13 protein-coding genes are annotated in these 20,900 nt (G+C 68.2%); 3 read left to right on the forward strand and 10 right to left on the reverse strand.

Translation table 11 applies throughout. From position 1 onward, the window contains the following. Nucleotides 1-381: 381 nt before the first annotated feature. From ACZ45E_RS05555 to ACZ45E_RS05580, 6 genes are all read right to left on the reverse strand, one after another. On the reverse strand, nucleotides 382-2,562 hold the full coding sequence (locus ACZ45E_RS05555) for a hypothetical protein (RefSeq protein WP_468216869.1): 2,181 nt from the start codon (nucleotides 2,560-2,562) through the stop codon (nucleotides 382-384). A gap of 2 nt (nucleotides 2,563-2,564) precedes the next feature. Beyond that, nucleotides 2,565-3,392, reverse strand: a complete 828-nt coding sequence (locus ACZ45E_RS05560) for a hypothetical protein (protein WP_468216871.1) — start codon at nucleotides 3,390-3,392, stop codon at nucleotides 2,565-2,567. 17 nt (nucleotides 3,393-3,409) lie between these two features. Beyond that, nucleotides 3,410-4,246, reverse strand: coding sequence for a vWA domain-containing protein (locus tag ACZ45E_RS05565; RefSeq protein ID WP_468216874.1), 837 nt, complete (start codon nucleotides 4,244-4,246; stop codon nucleotides 3,410-3,412). A 204-nt stretch (nucleotides 4,247-4,450) separates the two neighbouring features. Then, the gene (locus ACZ45E_RS05570) at nucleotides 4,451-8,140 is read right to left on the reverse strand and encodes a caspase, EACC1-associated type (protein ID WP_468216876.1); all 3,690 of its coding nucleotides are present in this window, start codon (nucleotides 8,138-8,140) and stop codon (nucleotides 4,451-4,453) included. Beyond that, on the reverse strand, nucleotides 8,137-8,535 hold the full coding sequence (locus ACZ45E_RS05575; RefSeq protein WP_468216879.1) for an effector-associated constant component EACC1: 399 nt from the start codon (nucleotides 8,533-8,535) through the stop codon (nucleotides 8,137-8,139). Before ACZ45E_RS05575 ends, ACZ45E_RS05570 begins: the two co-directional genes overlap by 4 nt. Before the next feature lie 19 nt (nucleotides 8,536-8,554). After that, nucleotides 8,555-9,187 (reverse strand): restriction endonuclease, encoded by a 633-nt coding sequence (locus tag ACZ45E_RS05580; RefSeq protein WP_468216881.1) that lies wholly within the window; start codon nucleotides 9,185-9,187, stop codon nucleotides 8,555-8,557. A gap of 574 nt (nucleotides 9,188-9,761) precedes the next feature. Here ACZ45E_RS05580 and pglW point away from each other — a divergent pair. Continuing rightward, the gene (pglW, locus tag ACZ45E_RS05585) at nucleotides 9,762-14,426 is read left to right on the forward strand and encodes a BREX system serine/threonine kinase PglW (protein WP_468216883.1); all 4,665 of its coding nucleotides are present in this window, start codon (nucleotides 9,762-9,764) and stop codon (nucleotides 14,424-14,426) included. A 91-nt stretch (nucleotides 14,427-14,517) separates the two neighbouring features. Further along, complete coding sequence (gene pglX, locus ACZ45E_RS05590) at nucleotides 14,518-18,195, forward strand: BREX-2 system adenine-specific DNA-methyltransferase PglX (RefSeq protein ID WP_468216885.1); 3,678 nt, start codon at nucleotides 14,518-14,520, stop codon at nucleotides 18,193-18,195. A 51-nt stretch (nucleotides 18,196-18,246) separates the two neighbouring features. Here pglX and ACZ45E_RS05595 read toward each other — a convergent pair whose 3' ends face one another. After that, a complete protein-coding gene (locus tag ACZ45E_RS05595) occupies nucleotides 18,247-18,435 on the reverse strand; it encodes a DUF397 domain-containing protein (protein ID WP_468216888.1) in 189 nt (62 codons plus the stop codon). Next, the gene (locus ACZ45E_RS05600; RefSeq protein ID WP_468216890.1) at nucleotides 18,432-19,286 is read right to left on the reverse strand and encodes a helix-turn-helix domain-containing protein; all 855 of its coding nucleotides are present in this window, start codon (nucleotides 19,284-19,286) and stop codon (nucleotides 18,432-18,434) included. Before ACZ45E_RS05600 ends, ACZ45E_RS05595 begins: the two co-directional genes overlap by 4 nt. Before the next feature lie 163 nt (nucleotides 19,287-19,449). Here ACZ45E_RS05600 and ACZ45E_RS05605 point away from each other — a divergent pair, with 163 nt between their 5' ends. Continuing rightward, nucleotides 19,450-19,953 (forward strand): ATP-binding protein, encoded by a 504-nt coding sequence (locus tag ACZ45E_RS05605; protein ID WP_468216893.1) that lies wholly within the window; start codon nucleotides 19,450-19,452, stop codon nucleotides 19,951-19,953. 48 nt (nucleotides 19,954-20,001) lie between these two features. On the opposite strand, the gene ACZ45E_RS05610 is transcribed toward ACZ45E_RS05605, so the two are convergent. Further along, the gene (locus ACZ45E_RS05610) at nucleotides 20,002-20,502 is read right to left on the reverse strand and encodes a hypothetical protein (protein WP_468216896.1); all 501 of its coding nucleotides are present in this window, start codon (nucleotides 20,500-20,502) and stop codon (nucleotides 20,002-20,004) included. Continuing rightward, a complete protein-coding gene (locus ACZ45E_RS05615; RefSeq protein ID WP_468216898.1) occupies nucleotides 20,499-20,798 on the reverse strand; it encodes a hypothetical protein in 300 nt (99 codons plus the stop codon). Before ACZ45E_RS05615 ends, ACZ45E_RS05610 begins: the two co-directional genes overlap by 4 nt. Nucleotides 20,799-20,900: the final 102 nt, after the last annotated feature.

A 20,900-nucleotide genomic window follows, 5' to 3' on the forward strand; every position in this document is an offset into this window, starting at 1 on the left:
GCATCGTCCTGAACACCGGCCTGTACGAAGACCACGTCCGCTACCTTGACGGCGACCTGCTTGCCCGCTCTGACCCCGGCTGCAGAACATGGCCGGGCCCTATCATCACCGGCGGCTCTTCACCGAAACCTTCGACCTGGGACTCCCCTGCGGGCTGGCCCTCGAGGGCAGCTACACGGTCCGGACCCACGGCATCGTCCACCGCCCCAGGCCAGGGCCTCGGCTTCTCCACCTCCCACCCGGCCAACCTGGCGCACAGCACTGTGCGCTCCTCCATGGTCTGCGCCACCGCGATCCCGCGTACGGAGCGATGCGCGCCTTCGACCGTATGCAGCACGAGGTCGGCCGTGGATGCGACATCACGCCTTTCAGGGGCGCGGTTCAGCGACCGGTGTAGAGGAATAGCAGGTAGCGCACGAGGGACAGCCTGCGCCGGTGTGCCTCCGCAATCTCGGCAGCAGAGCTCAGTGCCGCATGGCGCGCACTGTTCCGTTGGAGCATGACCGCGCGCCGGCTGAACTCCTGCCGCTGTCGGCGGGCCCGGTCGCCTGCCAGGGTGTTCTCCCGGGTGAGCTGCGCCTGGCCCTCCTCCATCTCCTTCTGTGCCTTCATCCGTGAGGCTTCAGCTGCCGCGTCCACGGAGCGGAGCTCAGCGGTGAGGAGGGTGCGCCGGACCTCGATGCCCTGGTCGATCGACTGTCGTTCCTGTGCGGTGAGCGCGGTGGGCTGACCGGCTTCGGCAGCGGCGACCAGTTGCCTGCGCCAGACATCGAGCGCGATGGCCTTGGCCTCACCGATACCCGGGACGTCGATACGGCGGCCGTTGCTGAGCACCAGTTCGGCACCGACGCTGTTGTAGTGCGCATTGTGCACGGTTCGGTATCCGGTGAAGTCGGCTGCGGTACGGACTCCCGCTGCCGCGAGCCGCGCGGCCAGTTTCGGTCCGATGCCGTACGGCGGATTCCGGGCGATCAGCTGTCGCCCGAGCCGGTCCCGCACGTAGGCGGACTGCCGGGCCGCAAGCGCCGTTCTCAGGGCCTTCCCTCGTTCCTCCGAAAGCCCAGCGATCCTCTTGTCCAGCTCCTGCCGCTTACGGACCCGGCGCTTCTCGATCTGTTGGAGCTCGCCGTGGTAGCTCGCGGTGAGCTTGCTCTGTGCTCGCGGGTGGTCCGCAGTGCGCTTCGCCTCTGCGGCGTCGAACTTCGCCCGGTCCTTGCGTAGCTTCCCCTCGGCCTTGACCGGGTCGTCGAGCTGGTCCAGTTCTGCTGTGAGCCCGGAGAGGACGGCCCGTATCTGAGCCCGCTCCGTGCGTCGGGCCCGCCCGAACACCGAGAACACGGCAACGGCCAGCACCGGGACTGCCGGACCGAACGGGACCGTCGTGAGGCCCACGACAAGAGCCAGTGCAGTCACTGCCAGCATCAGGGGCCAGACGACAGCTACGGCGACGTCCAGTGGCGTCCTGACCTGGAATCTGTCCGGCGAGGCGACCGAGGGCGCGGGCTGCGTCGGCGACGCCGCAGAGGCGACGTGTCCCGCCATCCAGCCGGGCAGACCGCCCGTACCCGGGGCGGCAGCCCCGGTGTGAGCAGTGGTGTCCGTGATCACCGTTGCGGCCGGCCGCTGCCTGGGCAGGGCCATGGTGAGCGGCGGCAGCATGTCCAGGGGCTGGCAGGCCAGGGTCCGCACCTGGTCGGCGAGTCCGCTCACCATACGGTCGGGATGAGTGAGCAGTGTCTGCAGTCGTGCAGACCCGGCCGGACTCGTGAAATCGTCCTCGGTGAGCAGGAGGAACTCGCCGCTGGGCTCGTGCAACCGGGACCACAGGGCCGGTTCGGAGGCGATCGCTTTCAACGAGAGGAGGATGACCCAGGCGGAGAACCGGTCAAGCTCCACTCCGAAGTCGTCGTTCCCCCGCAGGGGCGACTGATAGTTCCGGTGCCCTCGCTCGGTCCCGCCCATACCGTCCAGTGCCGGAACGTACATGCCGTCGTAGTCGACCAGCCGCAAGGTGTCGTCGCTCGCCACGAGCAGGTTGCCGTGCTGCAGATCGCCGTGGGCGATCTGGTGGTCCGCCAGGTCCCGGGTCAGTTCCTCGAACCGGTCGGCCAGGCGGTCGACGGCGATCCGGTCTGCATGGTTTTCGTCGAGCCAGGAGGACAGGGTGACAGCCTCGGCCCACTCCATCTTGAGCACCGGGTAGCGTTCCCGCCCGACGCTTATGGCATCGGGAAGGTACTCGAAGCCGAGGTTCCACGGTTGGGAGAGTTCCGCCGGATCGAGCAGGGCGAGTTGGGAGCTGATGGCCTCGTACCGGCGTTCCTGGTCCGGGACGTGACGGGTGAAGCATTTGACCGCGTACCGGCGGCCGGATGAGGGCGAGGTCAGGGAGAAGACACTGGCGAAGGCGCCGGAGATGGGGCGCGGCAGGCCGAGTCCGGTCAGCTCGGGCCGGGCTCCCTTGAGTTCCGGATGATGGAAGCACAGCTGGGTGTGCTGCAGGGCTTCCGCGTACTCGGCGCCGCTGGGGAACCGGCGCTGCGAACCGGTGGCCGGGCCCATGTTCACCGTCCCTCGAAATCGATCCGTACGAATGCCACGTCGTCGTTGCGCAACTGCCGGCTGTCCCGTAGCCCGTTCAGCCAGTTGTTGAAATCGTCCAGATCGTCGGGCCCGGCGTACTCGAGGAGCTGGCCGACGGCGTCGGCCTGGTCCGGAGCCGACATGAGCCAAGCAGCCAGGGCATCCGTCATCAGGAGCAGGCGGTCTCCCGGGCGACAGTCCCCTCCAGTGAATCTCGTGCGGTCGGCAAGGAGCGCGGCGTCACGGTTGCGGCTGCCGAAGAGATCGGGAGTGGTGCCGAATTCCTCGACGGCCGACACTGGGAACGTTTGTATCAGCTGGTTGTCGCGCAAATGGAACAGGCAGCTGTCCCCCAGCGCAGCGGCACGCCACCGCCAGGACGGTGCCGCTGCGTCGTCGTGGGCACCGCTCTCTGGGTCGACGCGCACCGTGAGCAGCGTCGCGTAGGCACCCTCCGCAAGTTTGGTGTGCTCGTACCACTTCAGTGGACGCCCTTGAGCCTGGCGAGCCAGTGTGTAGTCGGCCAGCCAGGGATCCCACCGGTCCACCACGGCTGCTGCGAACTGCTCGAAGGCGGTTCCGCCCGCCAGCGCGTCCGGCAGCGCCATGGCATGTTCGGCCGCGACGCGGGACAGCAGCCTGGCCCAGTCCTTGGCCAATGCGCTTTCCGTGGCTCCGTCGCAGACACCTACCGCAAATGGCTCCCGCAGCATGTGATCGTGCGGATGCCCGGGAAGCACGGCGACGGCGTCCTCACATTCCGCTGCCGTGCTTCCTTTCTTGGGGGCCACCAGGTGCGTGACGTACACGCAGGAAGTGGAAGTCGTCACCGCAGTTCGGTGGCCCGGGTACCGATGTCGAGGAACTGGACGACCGTGGTGATGTCGGCGTTGTAGACGAAACCGCGAGTGGTCTCGCTGACCCGCTGCCCCTGCGAGGCCGCGTACGAGCGCATGTGGCTCGGCAACGGGCTGGACATGCCGAACAAGGTTCGGGCGTAGCTGTCCGGAAGGCTGTCCGCCGAGTCGGGGAACGCGGTCGGTGTGCCGCCTGCTGCGGACACATGCAGGTTGAACAGCAACGCCGCGCCGTCAGCTGTGGCATGGGAGGTGACGGCCTCTGCGGCCGCGGTGGGGTCGCCGTCGGTCGACTCGCCGTCCGTCAGGTTGATGACGATGGGCGGGAATCCGGCCGGATACCGCTCGGTCCAGCCGGCGACGAGTCCCTCCGCGTACTGCAACGCACGGTTCATCGGGGTCCCGCCATGGGCGACCGGATCCATCCACAGAGGAAAGTTGACGGTGGTCTCCGCCAGGCCGCCGGCACCGTCAGGGACCTTCTTGCTCCGCTCGTCGATGCGGGCAGGGTTGTCCGCCACCTCGCTCAGGGGGACGAGGTCCCGTCCTTCGAGCGGCCCCGCGAGCGCCGAGCCCACGGTGGCTCCGTAACCGATGACCGCGACGTGGAAGTAGTCGCGTACGCCCTCTTCCTTGGCGCACTTGACGGAGAGTTCGGTGAGCAGGCGGTTGATGGCATCGGCGACGACATCGGCCTTCTGTTGCGGTACTTCACCACCGATGGGATCGCTCATGGAGGTCGACTGGTCAACGAGGAAGATGATGCTCGTCGGGTTCGAGCGGCTGATCTCTGCCGTGTACGGCACGGTGAACTCCTGGCGGAATGAAAGGAAACCGGTCGTCGGAGAAGCTCGTACGGCATGCCGACGCAGCGGTCTCCGGCGTGCGGGCCGGGACACCGAGATCCCCCGGTCCGATGATAGGGACAGGCTTCGGCCGTCGCAGTCGTATCGCGCTTCGCGCTCATCCCGGTCCGTTCGCCAGCGCTGCCAGTCCCTCCCTGCGCATTTTCAATTGTCGAGCCGGCCCACCACCCGTTCCGTCCGCCCGTCCCACACCTGCCAGGCAGGGATTCGCACGCCGTTGGGCAGCAGGGCCGTTCGGCCGAGTGCCAATCTCAGGTGCCGTGCGGCCTCTGCGCCGGTGGACGCACCGTGGTCGAGTCGGATCTGAACGCTCTTTGAGCTGCGGCGGACGTCGAAGTCGTAGGGATAGCCGTCCACCGAGGCATTTCGGTCGATCAGGACTCCCGGAATCTTGTCCGTCAGCAGGTACTGCAGCCGGTCACCGACGTCTTCGTCGGAATGTTCCGGGTGAACGCCGAGCGAAGGGAGGCCGTCCTTCGCCTCTGCCGCGTCGAGAAGTGCGTGCGGCATGCCGGGTCGGACCGACCAGAAGTCGCGGTCGCCGAACACGATGAGATGTGAACGAGCCCGTGTGATGGCCACGTTCCAGAGGTTGACCTCGTGGGAGAGCCAGTTGACCGCGCTCGGACGCATCCGGTCGGACGCGACGAGGGACAGGAGGATCACATCCTGCTGACCTCCCTGGAAGGTGTGCACCGTGCCGACCCTGACCCGTGGCTCGTGCTGCCAGCGGTCGGCGATCAGTTCCTTCTGGGCCCGGAAGGGAGTGACGACGCCTACGGTGGAGCCGTGCGGAAGCCGCTTGAGCAGGCGCTCCACCGAGAGATGAACGCGGTCGGCCTCGTCCTGGTTCAGCCACGATCCCTGGTGGCCCCTGCGCGCCGTTCCCTTCACGTCGAGCCACTGCACGGCGTCAACTCCCTCGATGCGCCGCAGCGACCGGGGGTCGGTGAGGACGGTCAGCCGGCCGCCATAGCAGTGCCGGTTCGCGATGCCGACGATGTCGGGGTGGCAGCGGAAGTGTTCGTCGAGCAGCAGCGTCTCCCCTGCCGCATGGGCAGCCGCATGGAAGGAGGAGTAGCGGCGGTGCTCGAGCCGGTGCTCGTCGAGCCAGCTCGCCCGCAGTCCTGCTCCCCGGTGCGCCTCCGCCTCTTGGCGTGGCTGCAGTGTGGTGATGTGCTGCAGCTGCATGGGGTCGCCGATCACCAGGGCACGCCGGGCGCGGAAGAGCAGCGGCAGCACATCCGGTGCGGAGCACTGACTGGCTTCGTCAACGATGACCAGGTCGAAGAGGGCGGCCCGGTCCCGGAACCGCCGTGCGGACCGCGCGGTGACGGCCCAGCCCGAGACCTGCGGCAGAATGCGGTCCAGGGTCGACCACTGCCTCGGTGATCGTGCCCGCACCGCCTCGATGCGCTCGTGGATGGCAGCGCGGGCGGTCATCGCCTGCTCCGCCACCGACGATTGCAGCAATGCTGTCGCGGCCTCACGGACTCGTCGGTCGGCATCCTGGAGCGTGGCGTGGAGCTGGGCGTCGTCGAGCGCCGCTTCGGCTGCGGTGCGCATCCGCCGCCAGTCGGCTTCCGCTTCGGCGAACATCAGCAATTCGGCGAAGTCCTGACGATCCGCGACCTGGACCGGCACAGGGTCGAGCCTGCGCACGCACCGGCCGCGCAGCCATCCCCCGAAGATCCCGAGACGGGCGGCCGTACGGGCCCGGCGCAGCCACCGACCCAGGGAGACATCGTCGCCCAGCACGGTGGCGAGTGTCTGGGGGTCCTGGTGGCGCTTCTCCGCATAGGCGGAACGCAACCGCCCGAGGTCGGCGAGTTCCCGCTCCCGGCGGGCGATCTCCGCGAGCTGGTGCCGCAACGACTCCTGTGTCCGGAGATGGTTCCGGAGTTCGCCCCGGTACGTCTGGGAGGACTGCCGGGACCGGACGCTGCGAGCGAGTTCCTCCAGTGTGCTCACCTCCTTGTCGACGACTGACTGCGCGCCTGTCCGCACGAGAAGCCCGGGGGTGAGTTCCTCGCACCGCTGCCAGACCTCGTCCACCGCCTTGTTGTTGGTGGAGGCGACGAGCACGGTCTGTCCGGCCGCCCTGGCGGTGGCTACCGTGTTGACGATGAGCTGGCTCTTGCCTGTGCCGGGTGGTCCGGTGGCGACCGTGAGCCTGCGGACCATGGCGGCCCGGATGACGGCTTCCTGTCCTTCGTTGAGTTCCAGTGGCGCGACGATCTGCACGTCCTGTTTGGCGCCCGGATCCGTTTCGCCCTGTGCGGTGAACGCTCCAAGTGCCGTGTCCGGGAACTGCCCGATGCTCCGCTGCAGCGTCGTGTAGTCCTTCATCAGCTGCGCTGTGGCCGCACTGTCCGACCGGGCCGCATAGACGACCGCCACATTGCGGGCGCCCTCGTGTGCCGCGCGCAGCGAGCTGCCGTCGCCGAGTGCCCCGGGGTCGAGGTGTTCGGTGTCGGGCAGCCCGAGTTCTTGCAACAGACTGCGCAGGTCGCGGATCATGTCCTCACGGAATCCCGGCCGCCAGTTGGGCTGGTAGACGGTGAGCAGTTCCCGGCCTTCATCCTTGCCCAGCCGGTTCAGGACGAGTTCGGGGTGGAGGACGATCGGTCCGGAAGGCGTGACGACGCTCCGTCCCTGTGGTCCGCGTTCGACTTCGATCCGGCGCATGGCGAGCGGTGCGCACACCTGTCGCGTGCCGTCGTACAGCACGGCGACGGGATATCCGTACCAGAGATCGGCGCCGTCTTTCTGCGCCTGTTCGGCGAGGTCCACGACGCGCTGTGGTGCCTGCACACTGGATTCCGTGCCGGAGAGAAGGAGTTCCTCCCCGGATGGCCAGACCGTTCGCGGCGGGTCGCTCCCCGCCAGCGGCAGCAGTTCGCCGGTACGGCCCTCCACCTCCAGGCATTGCTGGTAGTAGACCAGCAGCCGGGCCCATTCGGTCTCGGTGAAGGCGGAGTCGTCGTGTGCCGCCTCGGTGGGCTCGACCGGTGCCGGCGACTTGTCCCCTGCGGGGTCTGTCACTGCGGTGAGCTCGGCGGGCAGTGGCTTGAGCGCGGGGATCTGACGGCCGGCGGCGGCGCGCGCGAGATAGATGTCGCCGGTCACGGACAGGGCGGACTGGGTCGGCGTCTGCCGACGGCCGTCCGGGGCCTTCTGCAGATCCCGACTGATGTGACGGAACAGGTCGTTCGCGGAGATCTGCCCGTCACCGTCCAGGTCCGCTCGTCCCGAGTGCAGGCCTTCGACGATCGCCCGGGTGAACTGCGAAGGCTGGTCGGCATCCGTGGTGAACGCCTTCTCCCAGTGCTGGGAGGCGGTGATGACGTGTACCCCTCCGGCTTCGACCACCGGCGTGGCGGCCGTCGCGGGTGCCCCCTTGCTGCGGAAACCCTGCACCGCGCTGCCGCTGAAACAGCAGTCGAGCAGCAGCACCTTTCGGCGGGCCGCGCACTTCTCCAACTGGTCGATGACAAAGGCTGCTTCGAGGGCTGTCTGCCGCTCCCGGCCGGCCTCGGTGTCCGTGGTGACGAAGTAGAGCTGACCGTCCTCGCGGTCGTACGCCCCGTGGCCGCTGAGGTAGACCACCGCCAGTTCATCGGGTTCCCGCGCGCCAAGGAATGCCTCGATGGCCTGCTTGACCGCCACTTTCGGCGAGTCCTCGACCCGAAAGCACTTCTCGTACCCTCCGACGGCGGGCATCTCCAGCACCTGGCCCAGGAAGTGAATGTCCGCGCGCACCGAAGGCAGGGCGGGGAAGCTCACGTCCTGGTGGGTGGCGGTACCCACGAGCAGGGCATGCTTTCGGCTCACCGCCCGGCTCCGGGACCGGGGCCCGAACTGCCGTTGCTGCCACCGTCCCGCAGCTTCCTGATCTCGCGCCCGGAGACGCCGCCCTGGAACTCCGTGACCGTGCCGTCCGGGTGCAGGACGCGCACCTTGCGGCTCTTGCGGACGGCGACCCACGCTTTGATAGCGGTCCCCGTCAGCGTGAAGGATCCTCCCGTGAGAACGAGCACGACCTCCGGGGTCAGCAGCGCGGGCCCCTTCGTGCCCTCCGCGTCGTGTGCTGCTTCCGGTGGGGCGAAGCGCACCTCGGTGTCGTCCAACCGGCGCAGAACGTCGCGGAGTTCTCGTGCCTCCAGTTCCGCGTGACGCGGGTCCGCCCCGGACACCTGAATCCGTACGGACTCGATCTGGCCGGTCATACTCCTCCTCGGTCGTAACTCATTGGTCTATGCGGCGAGTTGTGCTGTCCGCTGACGCGGTGTCACCCTGGCGATCTTCTTGCGAGCCAAGGTCCGGGGCCTCGATTTCGGCTCCGTGCCTGCTCATCGGGGATTCGGAGAATTCGGTACAACGGCTCCCCCAGGTCGGCCCACCGCTCCAGCGCGTCTCGGTCGACCAGATGGATCCCGTAGCGCGGGCCACTCTCGCGGCTGTCGTGAACCCTCCGGTGGTGACGATCACAGCGAACTCGGCACCATGGTCGTGGCGGTAGGTTCCGTTGACCCGCTGGACGTCCTGGTCTCCGACCTTTCGGTCCGGTCGCAGCCGCTTGCACTGCACGACCACCCGTCGCCGGGACCCGTCGACGACCAGTACGTCAGCTCCCTTGTCCCCGGCTCGGCCGACATGCTGCGCAGCCAGTCCGTCCCTGCGCAGCAGGGAGCAGACCGCCAGTTCGAACGCCGTGGGGTCCAGTGAATCGAGATGTGCCAGCGAATAGCGCACGGGTACTGCGGCAAGCGCCGAGCGGCCGGCCCGCGCCAGCAAGGCCGATCGCCCCGGCTTCAGCGCCAGCCCGACGGCTGCGGAAGCCAGCCCGAACCCGGTCCACACCGGCCATTGCTGGGCCACCTGCCACAACCCGATGAGCCCTACCAGGCCTCCGAGCCCCCACACCCACCAAGGAATTGCGGCCCACCCTCCTTGGCTGCGGCTACGCCGCATCAGCCGGCTGCCCCGAAGAGCGTCCACACTCCGAAGGCCAGGCCGAACAGCGCGAGTCCCGCCAGGTCGGTGACCGTGACAAGCGTGAAGCCGTGATCCTGGCAACGGGCGAATAGCCCTTTTCGCCTGCGGCGGCACGGCCGGTGGTACTGCGTCGGTCCACCGCAACGGGACACCAGCACGCATCCGCCTATGCCCAGTAATCCCACGACAAGCAGCACTGAACCCCCCGATCCCCCGCTCAATCCTTCATATGTATCGGAGAGTCGTGCGTTCCGACCAGTACGTCTTCGGACGAACCACAGGGCCCGCGTTCCGGTCACTCGCCCACGCTCGTATGGCCGCTGTCGCTGCTGGGCCGCCTGGTGTCAGTGTCACCGTCTAGGATTTCTTCCAGGGAATTCAGCCGGGTTGCCTGGGTCGCACCAGCAGGAATGCGACCGGCACACACGCACATGAGCTGAGACGGGGCAGGAGCCGCATGGAGGATGGCCGGTGGACGACGGTCACCGAGTCCGAGTTCGAGCACGAGCGCCGCGGTCTTGAGGCGATCCGCAGGCTCCTGCCGAACGAGGAGCCTTGGCGCGCCTGGTCAAACTTCACCTTCACGGCGAACAGTGGGCACGTCCGCGAGATCGACCTCATGGTCACCGCGCCGGCCGGTGTGTTTCTGGTCGAGCTGAAGGACTGGCACGGGTCGGTGAGCGGCGGGGGCAACAGCTGGGTGCAGACGACCCCCGGCGGCACCCAGCGCCGGCACGGCAATCCGCTGCATCTGACCAATCAGAAGGCCAAGGAGCTGGCTGGCCTGATCGGGAACGTCGTGGGGCGGGGCCCCGGGCGGCCGAGGATCTGGGTGGGCGAGGCGGTCTGCTTCACCGACGACAGGTTCCAGGTGAACCTGACAGGCGCCGACCTGAATGGCGTCTTCAAGATCAAGAAGCTGGTCGAGATGCTCGCCGTTCCGCCGGAGGGCGCCCGGGGGCAGGTGACCGCCGGGGTCTCGCGCCAGGTCGACGCGGCCCTCAAGCAGCTCGGCATCGCGTCCGTCCGCCGGCAGCACGAAGTCGGGTCGTATCTCCTGGAGACGAAGTCGTTCGACTCCGGCCCCACCTGGGCCGACTATCTGGGACGTCACACCCAGTTGCACGACCTGGCGCGGGTGCGGGTCTTCCTCAGCGAGCGGGGTGCTTCGGACACCGAGCGCGCCTCGGTGGAGAAGGCCGCCGCGCGCGAGGCCACGGTGCTCAGCCGGTTCCGGCACCCGGGCGTCGTCCAGCTGAAGAGCTACCTGCCGTCGGGGCATCCCGCAGGCCCGACGATCCTCTTCGACTACCACCCGGAGACCCTCAGACTCGACGACTACCTGGTGGAGCACGGCGAGCGACTCGGCCTGCCGGGCCGCCTCGCGCTGGTCCGCCAGCTCGCCGAGACGCTCCGCTCCGCGCACTCCAATCGGCTCCATCACCGCACGCTGTCGGCGCACGCCGTGCACGTGATCCCGCGCAACCGCGGTCCGCGCGGGCGCGACCTGGGTGAGGAGCAGCGCTGGATGAGCCCCCGGTTGCAGATCGCGGACTGGCAGATCGCTTCCGGGCACAGCGCCAGCCAGGGCAAGCCGCTGACGCTGGCCACCTCCCATGTGTCCGGTCTGCACGTCTCCCAGCAGGCCGACCCGTATCTTGCCCCCGAGCTGCGGATCCCGAAGGCGGACCCGGTCCGGCTCGATGTGTACGGACTCGGTGTTCTCACGTATCTCCTGGTCACCGGGCAGGCGCCGGGTGCGACCCAGAGCGAGGTCCTGTCCCGCTTGGAGGCGGGTGAGACGCTCGCCCCGAGCGCGCTGGTGGACGGTCTCAACCCTGACATCGACGACCTGGTGGAGGCGTCCACCGCTTACGAGCCGAACCGCCGTCTCTCCACAATCGACGACTTCCTGGAGATGCTGGAATTCGTCGAGGAGACGTTCGCCGAGAAGGAGCCTTCAGGCGGAGAGCCTGCTGCCGCCGCAGCCCTTGAGACCGGCGAGGAACAGACCGAGCCGGAGAAGGACCCGCTGGAAGCCGTGGCCGGTGATGTGTTCGCCGGGCGCTGGGAAATCGTGCGCCGTCTCGGTACGGGCTCGACGTCGCGCGCGTTCCTCGTCCGTGACCTGGCCGGTGAGCCCCGTCGCAGCGGCAGCCTGCCGGTCGCGGTGCTCAAGGTCGCGCTCAGCGAGGCCAAGCACGCGGTGCTCGACCGGGAGGCCGATGTCCTGGGCCGGATCCACCGGGATTCCAGCATCATCGCGCTGTACGAGCGGGAGCCGCTGACCCTCGGGGGCCGCAGGGTGCTCGCCCTGGAGTACGTGGGCGACATCCGCGCACTGGACACAGAGGGCACGGGCTCGGGCAAGGCCGCGCGCAGACGCGAGGACACTGTCGCCCGTCAGCTGCGGGACTACGGCCGCCTCCGCATGGACCAATTGGAGACGTACGGAAAATACCTGTTCGGCGCGGTGGAGCATCTGGAGGCGGAGGGCATCTGGCACAGGGATCTGAAGCCGGACAACATTGCGATCCGGATCCGTCCCAACGGCACCCGCCAGCTCGTGCTGATCGACTTCTCGCTGGCCGGGTACCCCACGAAGGAGATCGAGGCAGGCACCGAGGGTTATCTCGACCCGTTCGTCGGGATCATCACGCGCGGTTCGTACGACGGCCACGCCGAGCGGTACGCGCTGGCTGTCACGCTGCACGAGATGGCGTCCCGCGAGCTGCCCCGCTGGGGCGACGGCTCGGTCACGCCCCGGCAGACCGATCCGAAGGAGTGGCCGTACCCGCAGCTGGCCGCCGACGCCTTCGACGACCCGGTGCGGGACGGCCTGGTGGCCTTCTTCCGCAAGGCCCTGGCCCGGGACGTGAAGAACCGCTTCCCGGACCTGAAGCCGATGGAGCGCGCCTGGAACGCGATCTTCCTGGACGCCCAGCGGACGACAGCGCCGAGCTCCGGGCACGGCAACAAGGTGGTGGCGGTAGAGAGCGCCGCGCCACAGATCGGCCAGGGCGACGACGACACCTCGGCCGAGGAGATCCGCGACGAGCAGGCGGAGCGGGCCGACCGTTCCACGCCGCTGTCGGTGGCGGGCCTGACCCTCGCCGCACAGTCCCAGCTGTTCGACCTGGGCCTGAACACCGTGGGGGACGTCCTCGACTACTCGTTGCGGAAGTTCCTGACCGCACCGGGCATGGGCGCACGGACCCGCACGGAGATCCAGAACCGGCAGAAGCAGTGGAACCTGCGACTCGGCAAGACACCGGCGCCGATGAGCAAGGAAGCGCTCAAGGCCGCCCGCGAGGAGGTCACCGAGCTGGAGGAGGCGGTCGCCGAATCGGTCGCGGCGGGCGGCGACACCGGTCCGGAGGTGCTGCGCGCGCTGAGCCTGGACGCGCTGGCGTCCCGCCTGGTGCCGCGCTCGTCGGGCGGCAACGCCCGTTCCAACGCGAAGGAGCGCGAAGCCGTCCGGTTGCTGCTCCGGCTACCCGATGAGAACGGTGACCTGCCCGAGGGACTGCCCTGGGTCCGGCAGACGGACGTCGCCAAGGCCCTTGGCCTGACGTTGGGCCGCATCCCCCAGATCGTAAGGAAATCGCGCGAGCGCTGGTACAACGATCCCGCGCTGAAGCTGCTGAGCGACGAACTGATCGACCTGGTCGCCGAGCGCGGCCGGGTCGTGCCGGTGCTCGAACTCGCCGATGCGCTGCTCGCCCAGCGGGGCAGCAAGGTCGCCAAGCGGCGCGACCGGCGTGCGCTGGCACTGTCGCTGCTGCGTGCCGTGGTGGAGCGAGAGCAGTTCCGGGAGCAGTACGAGGAGACGCCGCCACGGTTCCGCTACTTCCACGCCCGGCTGCCCAAGGGCGCCGAACCGGTGCTCGGTCTTATCGTCATCGACGTCCGCGACGGAGAGGACAGTGACGACGGGGCGGACACCCCGTCCCTGCCGGCCCTCCGGGAGTACGCGCTCAAGCTGGGCACGCACGCGGACGAGCTGGCGGCCCTGGAGTCCCTTCCGACGGCAAGCACGGTCCTCACCAAGCTGGCCGCGGTCCGGCAGCCGCCGGGGGCGCTCGGCTGGGACGAGCGGCGGACGGCCGAGATCGCGGTCGCGGCTTCCCCGGGGGCCGCGCTCACACCCCGCCTGGAAATCTATCCACGCGATCTGGATCTCGTACGTGCACTGCGCATCACTCAGGCCGGTGTGGTCGCCGTGCAGCCGGGTGTCGAGGAGGAGCGTCAGCCGGGGCTCACCATCGACGCCCTGCACAAGCGGGTCACGACCCGGTTCCCGGAGTTGGGCGAGGATCCGCTGGTGCCGCGTGAGCTGCCGACGGGCAGTGCGCTGGTGCGGTTGTTGAAGGAGGCCGGTTTCGAGCTGAAACTGGCGACCCGTTACGACAAGATCCTCCGGCTCGTCCCGGACCGGCCCGCCGGGGAGTTCACCGGCGGGCTGACGTCCGCGAGTTGGGGCGTCGCGGCCTCGGAGGCGCGGCGATCCGCGCCGACGCGGTACGACGCGGATGCGGCGGTCGCGGCGGCGGTGAAGGCAGAGCAGCGGCTCGTGCACTCGGCACGGCAGGACGGGTTCCGGGTCCTGACCGTGCCGCACCAGGGTGCGGAGGCGGCGGCACGACGGCTGGCGGGCCAGCCCTACGGGGCGACGGTGGTGTCGCTGACAGGACTGTTCCTGGCGGAGTTGCGCGGCGTGATCGCCGAGGCGGCCAAGCCGACCTGGGAGACTGTCCTCAAGGCGGACGCCGCCGAGGCGGGCACGCGGCCCCATCAGCAGTTGCGGGTCCGTACGGACAAGGCGTGGGGGCGCGTCGAGCCGCTCCTCCGCGAGCGTCTGGCGGGCACGGGCGGCGGTCCCCTCCTCCTCACCGACACGGCGGCACTCGCCCGCTACGACGCGTTCGACCTCCTGGGCCGGCTCGCGGAGGAGTCGCGGCAGGGCGGCAGCCCGCTGTGGCTGCTCGTCGCCCAGTCCGACCCGGCGCGCGCGCCGAGGCTGGCCGGGCAGAGCGTTCCGTACCAGGCTGGGTTCGACGAGTGGATCATCGTGCCGGACGCGTGGGTGGCACGGAAACATCTCGCGCCGGACGCCGTCTGACGTAGGGCGGATCGTCGCCTCTTCTCTCCTCCTTCTCGTCTTTCTCTCCGCCTTCTCGTCTCGCTTTTAGTCACAACTTCGGGAGCAGTCCGTGATCGACCGCAAGAGCCTCCTCAGCGACCTACAGAAGCAGGTCAAGGCGGCAGAGACCGACCTGGATGCACAGGTCAAGGCGGTTCCCGAGGTCGGGGCGCGCCTGCGGAGTGAGTACGAACAGGCGAAGAAGCTGGGGCGGACGGCGGCGACCTGGAACTCCTGGCTCGGAGAGCGGGTCACGCAGGTCGCGGTGGCGTGGGTGCTCGGCACGGTCTTCGTCCGGTTCAGCGAGGACAACCGGCTGATCGCGGAGCCGTACATCACAGCGCCGGACGTGGCGGGGCGCGAGGTCGCTCAGGCACGGTACGAGGAGTACATGGCGAAGGACGCCGACCCGACGTACCGCGGGTGGCTGGAGACGGCGTTCGCGGAGCTGGGGGCGGGGCAAGCCGGGCGGCTACTGTTCGACCGGAATCACAATCCGCTGTACCAGATCCCGCTGTCGCACGACGGGGCGGGCGCGCTGCTGGCGTTCTGGCGGAAGCAGAAGTTGGTGGAGGCGGGGGCAGAGGCGGAGGACGGCTCCGGCAGCACGTCGGTGCTGGTGCACGACTTCACGGACCCGCTGAGCAAGGACGGCACGGAGGGCTGGGACACGCGGTTCCTGGGCGACCTGTACCAGGACCTGAGCGAGGCGGCGCGAAAGACGTACGCGCTGCTCCAAACGCCGGAATTCGTCGAGGAGTTCATCCTCGACCGGACGATGACGCCGGCCGTGCGGGAGTTCGGCTTCGAAGAGCTGCTGATGATCGACCCGACGTGTGGGTCCGGGCACTTTGTCCTGGGCGCGTTCCGGCGGCTGGTGCGGTTGTGGGCCGAGGAGCGGCCGGAGGTGGGCCCGTACGAGCGGGTGCGTGCCGCCCTGGAGTCGGTGCACGGGGTGGACCTGAACCCGTTCGCGGTGGCGGTGGCGCGGTTCCGGTTGCTTGTTGCGGCGATGGCGGCGAGCGGGATGCGGACGTTTGGGGCTGCGCGGGAGTATGAGTGGCCGATCCAGTTGGCGGTTGGCGACTCGCTCATCAAGGACCGGCAGTTGGAGCTTCAGCTGGGCCTCGGGGAGGAAGGTGCTGCTGGAGACCCGCTGGCCGAGTTCTCGTACGCGACGGAGGACGTGCACGAGTACCCGGGGATTTTGCAGCAAGGGCGGTACCACGTGGTGGTGGGGAACCCGCCGTACATTACGGTCAAGGACAAGAAGCTCAACCAGCTTTATCGGGAGCTGTATGACGCGTGCGCGGGGACGTATGCATTGTCCGTGCCGTTTGCCCAACGGTTCTTCGAGCTGACGAAGCAAGGCGGGGGTGAGGGGAACGGCTACGGCATGGTCGGCCAAATTACGGCGAGCTCGTTTATGAAGCGGGAGTTCGGCGCAAAGCTGATTGAGGAGTTCTTCGCACACAAGATCGAGCTGACCGAGGTCATCGATACGTCGGGGGCCTATATCCCGGGGCACGGGACACCTACGGTAATCCTGGTGGGGCGGCCGGTGGGGGGCTCCCCACGGCATACCACAATCCGGACGGTAAGGAGCGTTCAGGGAGAACCCTCGGCCCCGGTGAAAGCTGCGGATGGGTTCGTCTGGCGGGCTATCCTGGAGCAGATCGATAGGCCGGGGAGCGCTAGCCGGTGGGTCTCGGTGGACGATCTGGAACGAGGACGGTACTTCGGAAAGCAGCCGTGGATCTTGGCTGACGGCGGACTTGAGATGACTGAGCAGATCAATACTGAAGCCACGACCCAACTCAAGTTGGTAGCCGATGAAATCGGCGCAGGCGCTGTCACGCGCGAGGACGACGCATACATGATTGGCTCAGGAGCCTTGAGGCGCGCCCAAATCGCTAGCCCATACGGGCGCGACCTCGTTGAAGGAGTAAATGTTCGCGACTATCTCATCGATGGAGCCGAGTGCTCCTTGTGGCCGTACGACGAGAAGTCCCTGCAGCCTAGTGCCCCTGAGTCCGTAGGCCGATTCCTTTGGCCTATGCGTAAAAACCTGATCAGCCGAATTGCGTTTGGGCAATCTCACCTGGATCGCGGCCTCCTGTGGTTCGAATACTCAATGTTCTTCACAAAGCGTTACTCTACACAGCTTTCGATCGCATTTGCCGAGATTTCGACGCACAACCATTTCACGCTGGACCGCGGCAGCAAGGTGTTTAAGCAGACCGCTCCCGCGATCAATCTCCCGCAGGGAACGACAGAAAAGGAGCACCTTCGACTGCTCGGGCTCCTGAATAGTTCTACCGCTGCACTCTGGCTCAGACTAAACTGCCATCAGAAGGGCGGGAGTCCGGAGTCCGGCGGTGGCGAATCTGATCAGCCGTGGTCATGGAGCTACCAGTTCAACGGCACAAACGTCGGCAAGTTCCCTCTGCCTTCTGCCTACCCCACCGCCCTCGCCTCTGAGCTCGACGCCCTCTCCCAGGAGCTCTCCAAGGCAACCCCCCTCGCACTTACCGCCGAAGCCCTCCCCACCGCTCCCGCGCTCCGTGACGCCCAGGTACGTTATGCCTCCACGCGCGCCCGCATGATCGCCCTTCAGGAGGAACTCGATTGGCAGGTCTACTCCCTCTACAACCTGCATTCCGAGGACCTCCGCCTGCCCAGCCCTTCCGCCGTCCCCGAGCTCGCCCTCGGCGAGCGCGCCTTCGAAATCGTTCTCGCGCGCCGGGTCGCGGCAGGCGAGGCCAGCGGCGAGTGGTTTAAGCGCCACGGCTCCACCCCTATAACCGAGATCCCCACCCACTGGTCCCCCGAATACCGCGCCCTCGTCCAGAAGCGCATCGACGTCATCGAGTCGAACCGCGCCATCGGCATGATCGAGCGCCCCGAGTACAAGCGCCGCTGGGCGTCCGAGGGTTGGGATTCGATGCGGCAGAAGGCGCTTCGCTCCTGGCTTCTCGACCGGGTCGAGGACCGCTCGTACTGGTTCGACGCTAACGGCAACCCCACCATCACCACCCTCGCCCGGCTGACCGAAGCCCTGTCCGCCGACGAGGACTTCACCTCCGTCGCCGACCTCTACGCACCCCGCCAGGACCTCGCCAAGACCGTCCGCGAGCTGCTGTCCGAGGAGCACGTCCCGTTCGTATCGGCGCTCCGGTACAAGCCCGCCGCGCTCAAGAAGCGGGCCGACTGGGAGCACGTATGGGATCTCCAGCGGGAGGAGGACGCCGCGCCGGACGAGCCCGCCAAGCGGAAGATCCGGGAGCGGACGCCCGTACCGCCGAAGTACACCTCCGCGGACTTCCTCAAGCCCAGCTACTGGCGCGCCCGGGGCAAGCTCGACGTGCCCAAGGAGCGGTTCGTCTCGTACGGCACAGTGAACGCGCAGTCGCCCGAGCTGTACGGGTGGGCCGGCTGGGATCACCTGGAGCAGGCGCTCGCGCTGGCCTCGTACATCCAGACCGCCGGTCTCGGCAGCGAGGAGATCGTGCCGTTCCTGGCCGGGCTGCTTGAGCTCCAGCCGTGGCTGGACCAGTGGTACGGCGAGTACGACGCCGAGTTCGGCGCGTCCCCGGCTGCCGAAATCCTCGCCTTCCGTCAGCAGAAGCAGGGCGAACTCGGCCTGACCGACGACACGTTGCGCGCCTGGCGCCCCTCCCCCGCCACCCGCGCGAAGAAGGCCGCCGCCCCAAAGAAGAAGGCAGCGTCCTCCGCAGAGTCCGACTGAGTAGTGCATGCGTCTGTGGGGCGGCCGATCTGCCGCCTCACAGACGGCAGTTCAGGATCCTGAAACGTGCGCGGTGAACGCAGCCCAGGCGTCGGAGGCAACGGCGAACGAGTCGCGGCCAAGATCCTTGGAGTCCCGGACGCGGACCACTTCGGCGTCCAGCGCGACCTCGATGCAATTGTCGCCTTCGCTTCCGCTGTAGCTGCTCTTGAACCAGTCCAGGTCTTCCGTGGTGCTCATAGCGCTCCTCGCATCTGTTCCAGCAAGCTCACCGTAGCCCGGCAGTCCAGGGCCTGGGAACGCAGCTTGCCATAGCGTTGGAGGAGAACGCTCACGTCGTTCGGGGCGGCGATCAGGCTGCTGGAGCGCTGGCCTTCGACGTAGCCGATCCACTGGTGGCCAGGCCGCTCGGCCAAGTACATCTGGCCGTCGACGCCGGTGTGATCCTCCTGCCGAAGCGGCATCACCTGGATCTCCACGTTGCGCTGACTCCCAACGCCAAGTAGGTGGTCGATGACGTTGCGCGTGACCTCGACTCCTCCCAAGCGGCGTTCGAGGAGCGCTTGCTCGATGACGAAGCTGAAGGCTGTGTTCGGCCGCTGAGTGAGGAGTTGCTGACGGTCCAGGCGAGCGGCGACCTCGCGTTCCAACTGCTCTTCGGTGACAGGCGGGAGCCTGCGGTCGAACACCGCCCTGATGTATCCCTCCGGCTGCAACAGCCCCGGAATCCCCCGGCACTCATACGCGTACAGCGTGATCGCCTCTTCCTCGATCCCCGCCCATTGCAGGAACCAGGACGCCAGCCCTGCCTTCCTCCGCAAGCTCTTCGCCGCTGCCGCGAGGACCTTGCCAGCGACCGGCCCCAGCACTTCGGCTGTCCGGTCCGGAAGGTTCTCCGGAGGGAACCGCTTGCCCTGCTCGATCTTCGCCACGTACGCCGCCGAGTAGCGCACGCGCGGCGCGAACTCCTCCTGGGTGAGGCCGTCAGCCTCCCGCAGCGCCTTCAAAACGGCCCCGAACGTCTTGAGGCTGTCCGACAATTCGGGTTCGCCGCTCGCCGCCGTACCGCCGCCGTCCTGATCCGCCATCATCGCCGCCCCGCTTCCGTGCCCCTGCGCCCCGCGCCCCGCGTCGCCCAACCTGCCCATGGTTACGGGGAGTTATCCGCCCAGTCCAGGGCGTGAACCAGTACAGATGGATCTGTATGGGTGGCGTTCCTGTCAGCGAGCCGGGCACGGCCGGAAGGCTGGCTCCATGACGACATCGCAGGTCCAACCACCCCTGGCCATCCGCGAGTTCACGCACACCTACCCCACCACCCACCTCGGCGCGAGCCTCGCCCGCAAGGCCGCCATGGCCCGGCTCGACGACTGGGGCGTCCCGCCCGGCAGCCCGCTCTCCGACACCGTCGCCCTCCTCGTCGCCGAGCTCTCGGCGAACGCAGCCCGCCACGGCCGCGTACCGGGACGCGACTTCGAGCTCCGCCTCCTCCACAAGTACGCGAACACGCACACGCACACGCACACGCACACAACCGAGGTCGTGCGCGTCGAGGTGTCCGATACCCACCCGCAACGCCCCGACCCCACGACGGTCACCATGGCCGCCGCGAACGCCGACGGCGGCCGGGGACTCGCTCTCGTGGCCGCCATCGCCGACGGCTGGGGCGTCGAGGACCGCACCGGCCCCGGCAAGACCGTATGGGCGCAGACCAGTCAGGCCGACCACCCGGACCCGAGCGGACCGGGCCGCCCCTGACACCGGCATCCGGCATCATTCGCCGACGCTCGGCCGAAACCGATCGGCTCAGAGCAACACGCGCTTGCCCGCAAGGAATCCCGCCAGCTCAGGCACCGGCAGGATCCGCACGCCCGTGCCGCCCTGATCCAGAGCGTCCCGATAGGCGCACAGATCCCGCGGGTCGGACGTGACCACGACCGCCTCCGGGTGACGTGCAGCGACGACGACCGCGAGCGCGTCTACCGCGTCGGGGCGCTTCTCGTCCGGCAGACCGGCCAGCGCGAGCAGCTGCCCGGCGCGCTTGGCGTCATCGGTGACATGTCCGCCCTGGCACACGCCGCACGGCGGCGGCTCCGCGCTCCGGGCTCCGAAGACCACGCACTCCGGGATCAGCCGGGTCAGCGGCGTCCACCTCCCGGGCCGCCATGCCTGCGCAAGGACGGGCAGCGGGATCACCGGCGGGTGGCCAGGGCCGAGCAACGCACGGTGCAGGAGGTGGGCCGGGCGGTCCTGCCGGTCGACGGCGATGAGCATTCCCGCGTCGTAGACGAACACCGGATGGTTCACGCGGCGTGATCCTCCGACGCCGCCAACGCCTGGGCCATGCCGGCCCGTGCGGCCGCGACGTCCTCATCCGTGATGTCCACGGTCGCGCCGGACGGCACGGGAGCGGTGTCCGTGGCTGCGATCGCGGCGTCTATGCCCGCGAACCGGCGCACCACGACCTCGTCTTCCGCCATCTGCCGCCGCACCGCGGCCGTGACGTACGCCGAGACATCGAGGCCCAGCGCCTCGGAGGACTTCTTGACCGCCGCATGCAGCACGGGGTCCATGCTGATACTGAAACGCGTCTTCGTAGCCATACCTCAAATCGTAACACGCCGTGTTACGCAGTTCTCGCGCATCGCACGGCCCGCTATCAGTACCACCCCCTACGATTGTTCGCACAGCTCAGTTCCTGATCG

Source organism: Streptomyces sp. NPDC030991 (genome assembly GCF_055571235.1).

What these genes read in the sequence shown, in the direction of transcription:
- pglW (WP_468216883.1), top strand. Translation starts at nt 9,762, where the DNA reads ATGGAGGATGGCCGGTGGACGACGGTCACCGAGTCCGAGTTCGAGCAC.
- ACZ45E_RS05600 (WP_468216890.1), bottom strand. Translation starts at nt 19,286, where the DNA reads ATGATGGCGGATCAGGACGGCGGCGGTACGGCGGCGAGCGGCGAACCC.
- ACZ45E_RS05615 (WP_468216898.1), bottom strand. Translation starts at nt 20,798, where the DNA reads ATGGCTACGAAGACGCGTTTCAGTATCAGCATGGACCCCGTGCTGCAT.
- ACZ45E_RS05605 (WP_468216893.1), top strand. Translation starts at nt 19,450, where the DNA reads ATGACGACATCGCAGGTCCAACCACCCCTGGCCATCCGCGAGTTCACG.
- ACZ45E_RS05555 (WP_468216869.1), bottom strand. Translation starts at nt 2,562, where the DNA reads ATGGGCCCGGCCACCGGTTCGCAGCGCCGGTTCCCCAGCGGCGCCGAG.
- ACZ45E_RS05595 (WP_468216888.1), bottom strand. Translation starts at nt 18,435, where the DNA reads ATGAGCACCACGGAAGACCTGGACTGGTTCAAGAGCAGCTACAGCGGA.
- ACZ45E_RS05575 (WP_468216879.1), bottom strand. Translation starts at nt 8,535, where the DNA reads ATGACCGGCCAGATCGAGTCCGTACGGATTCAGGTGTCCGGGGCGGAC.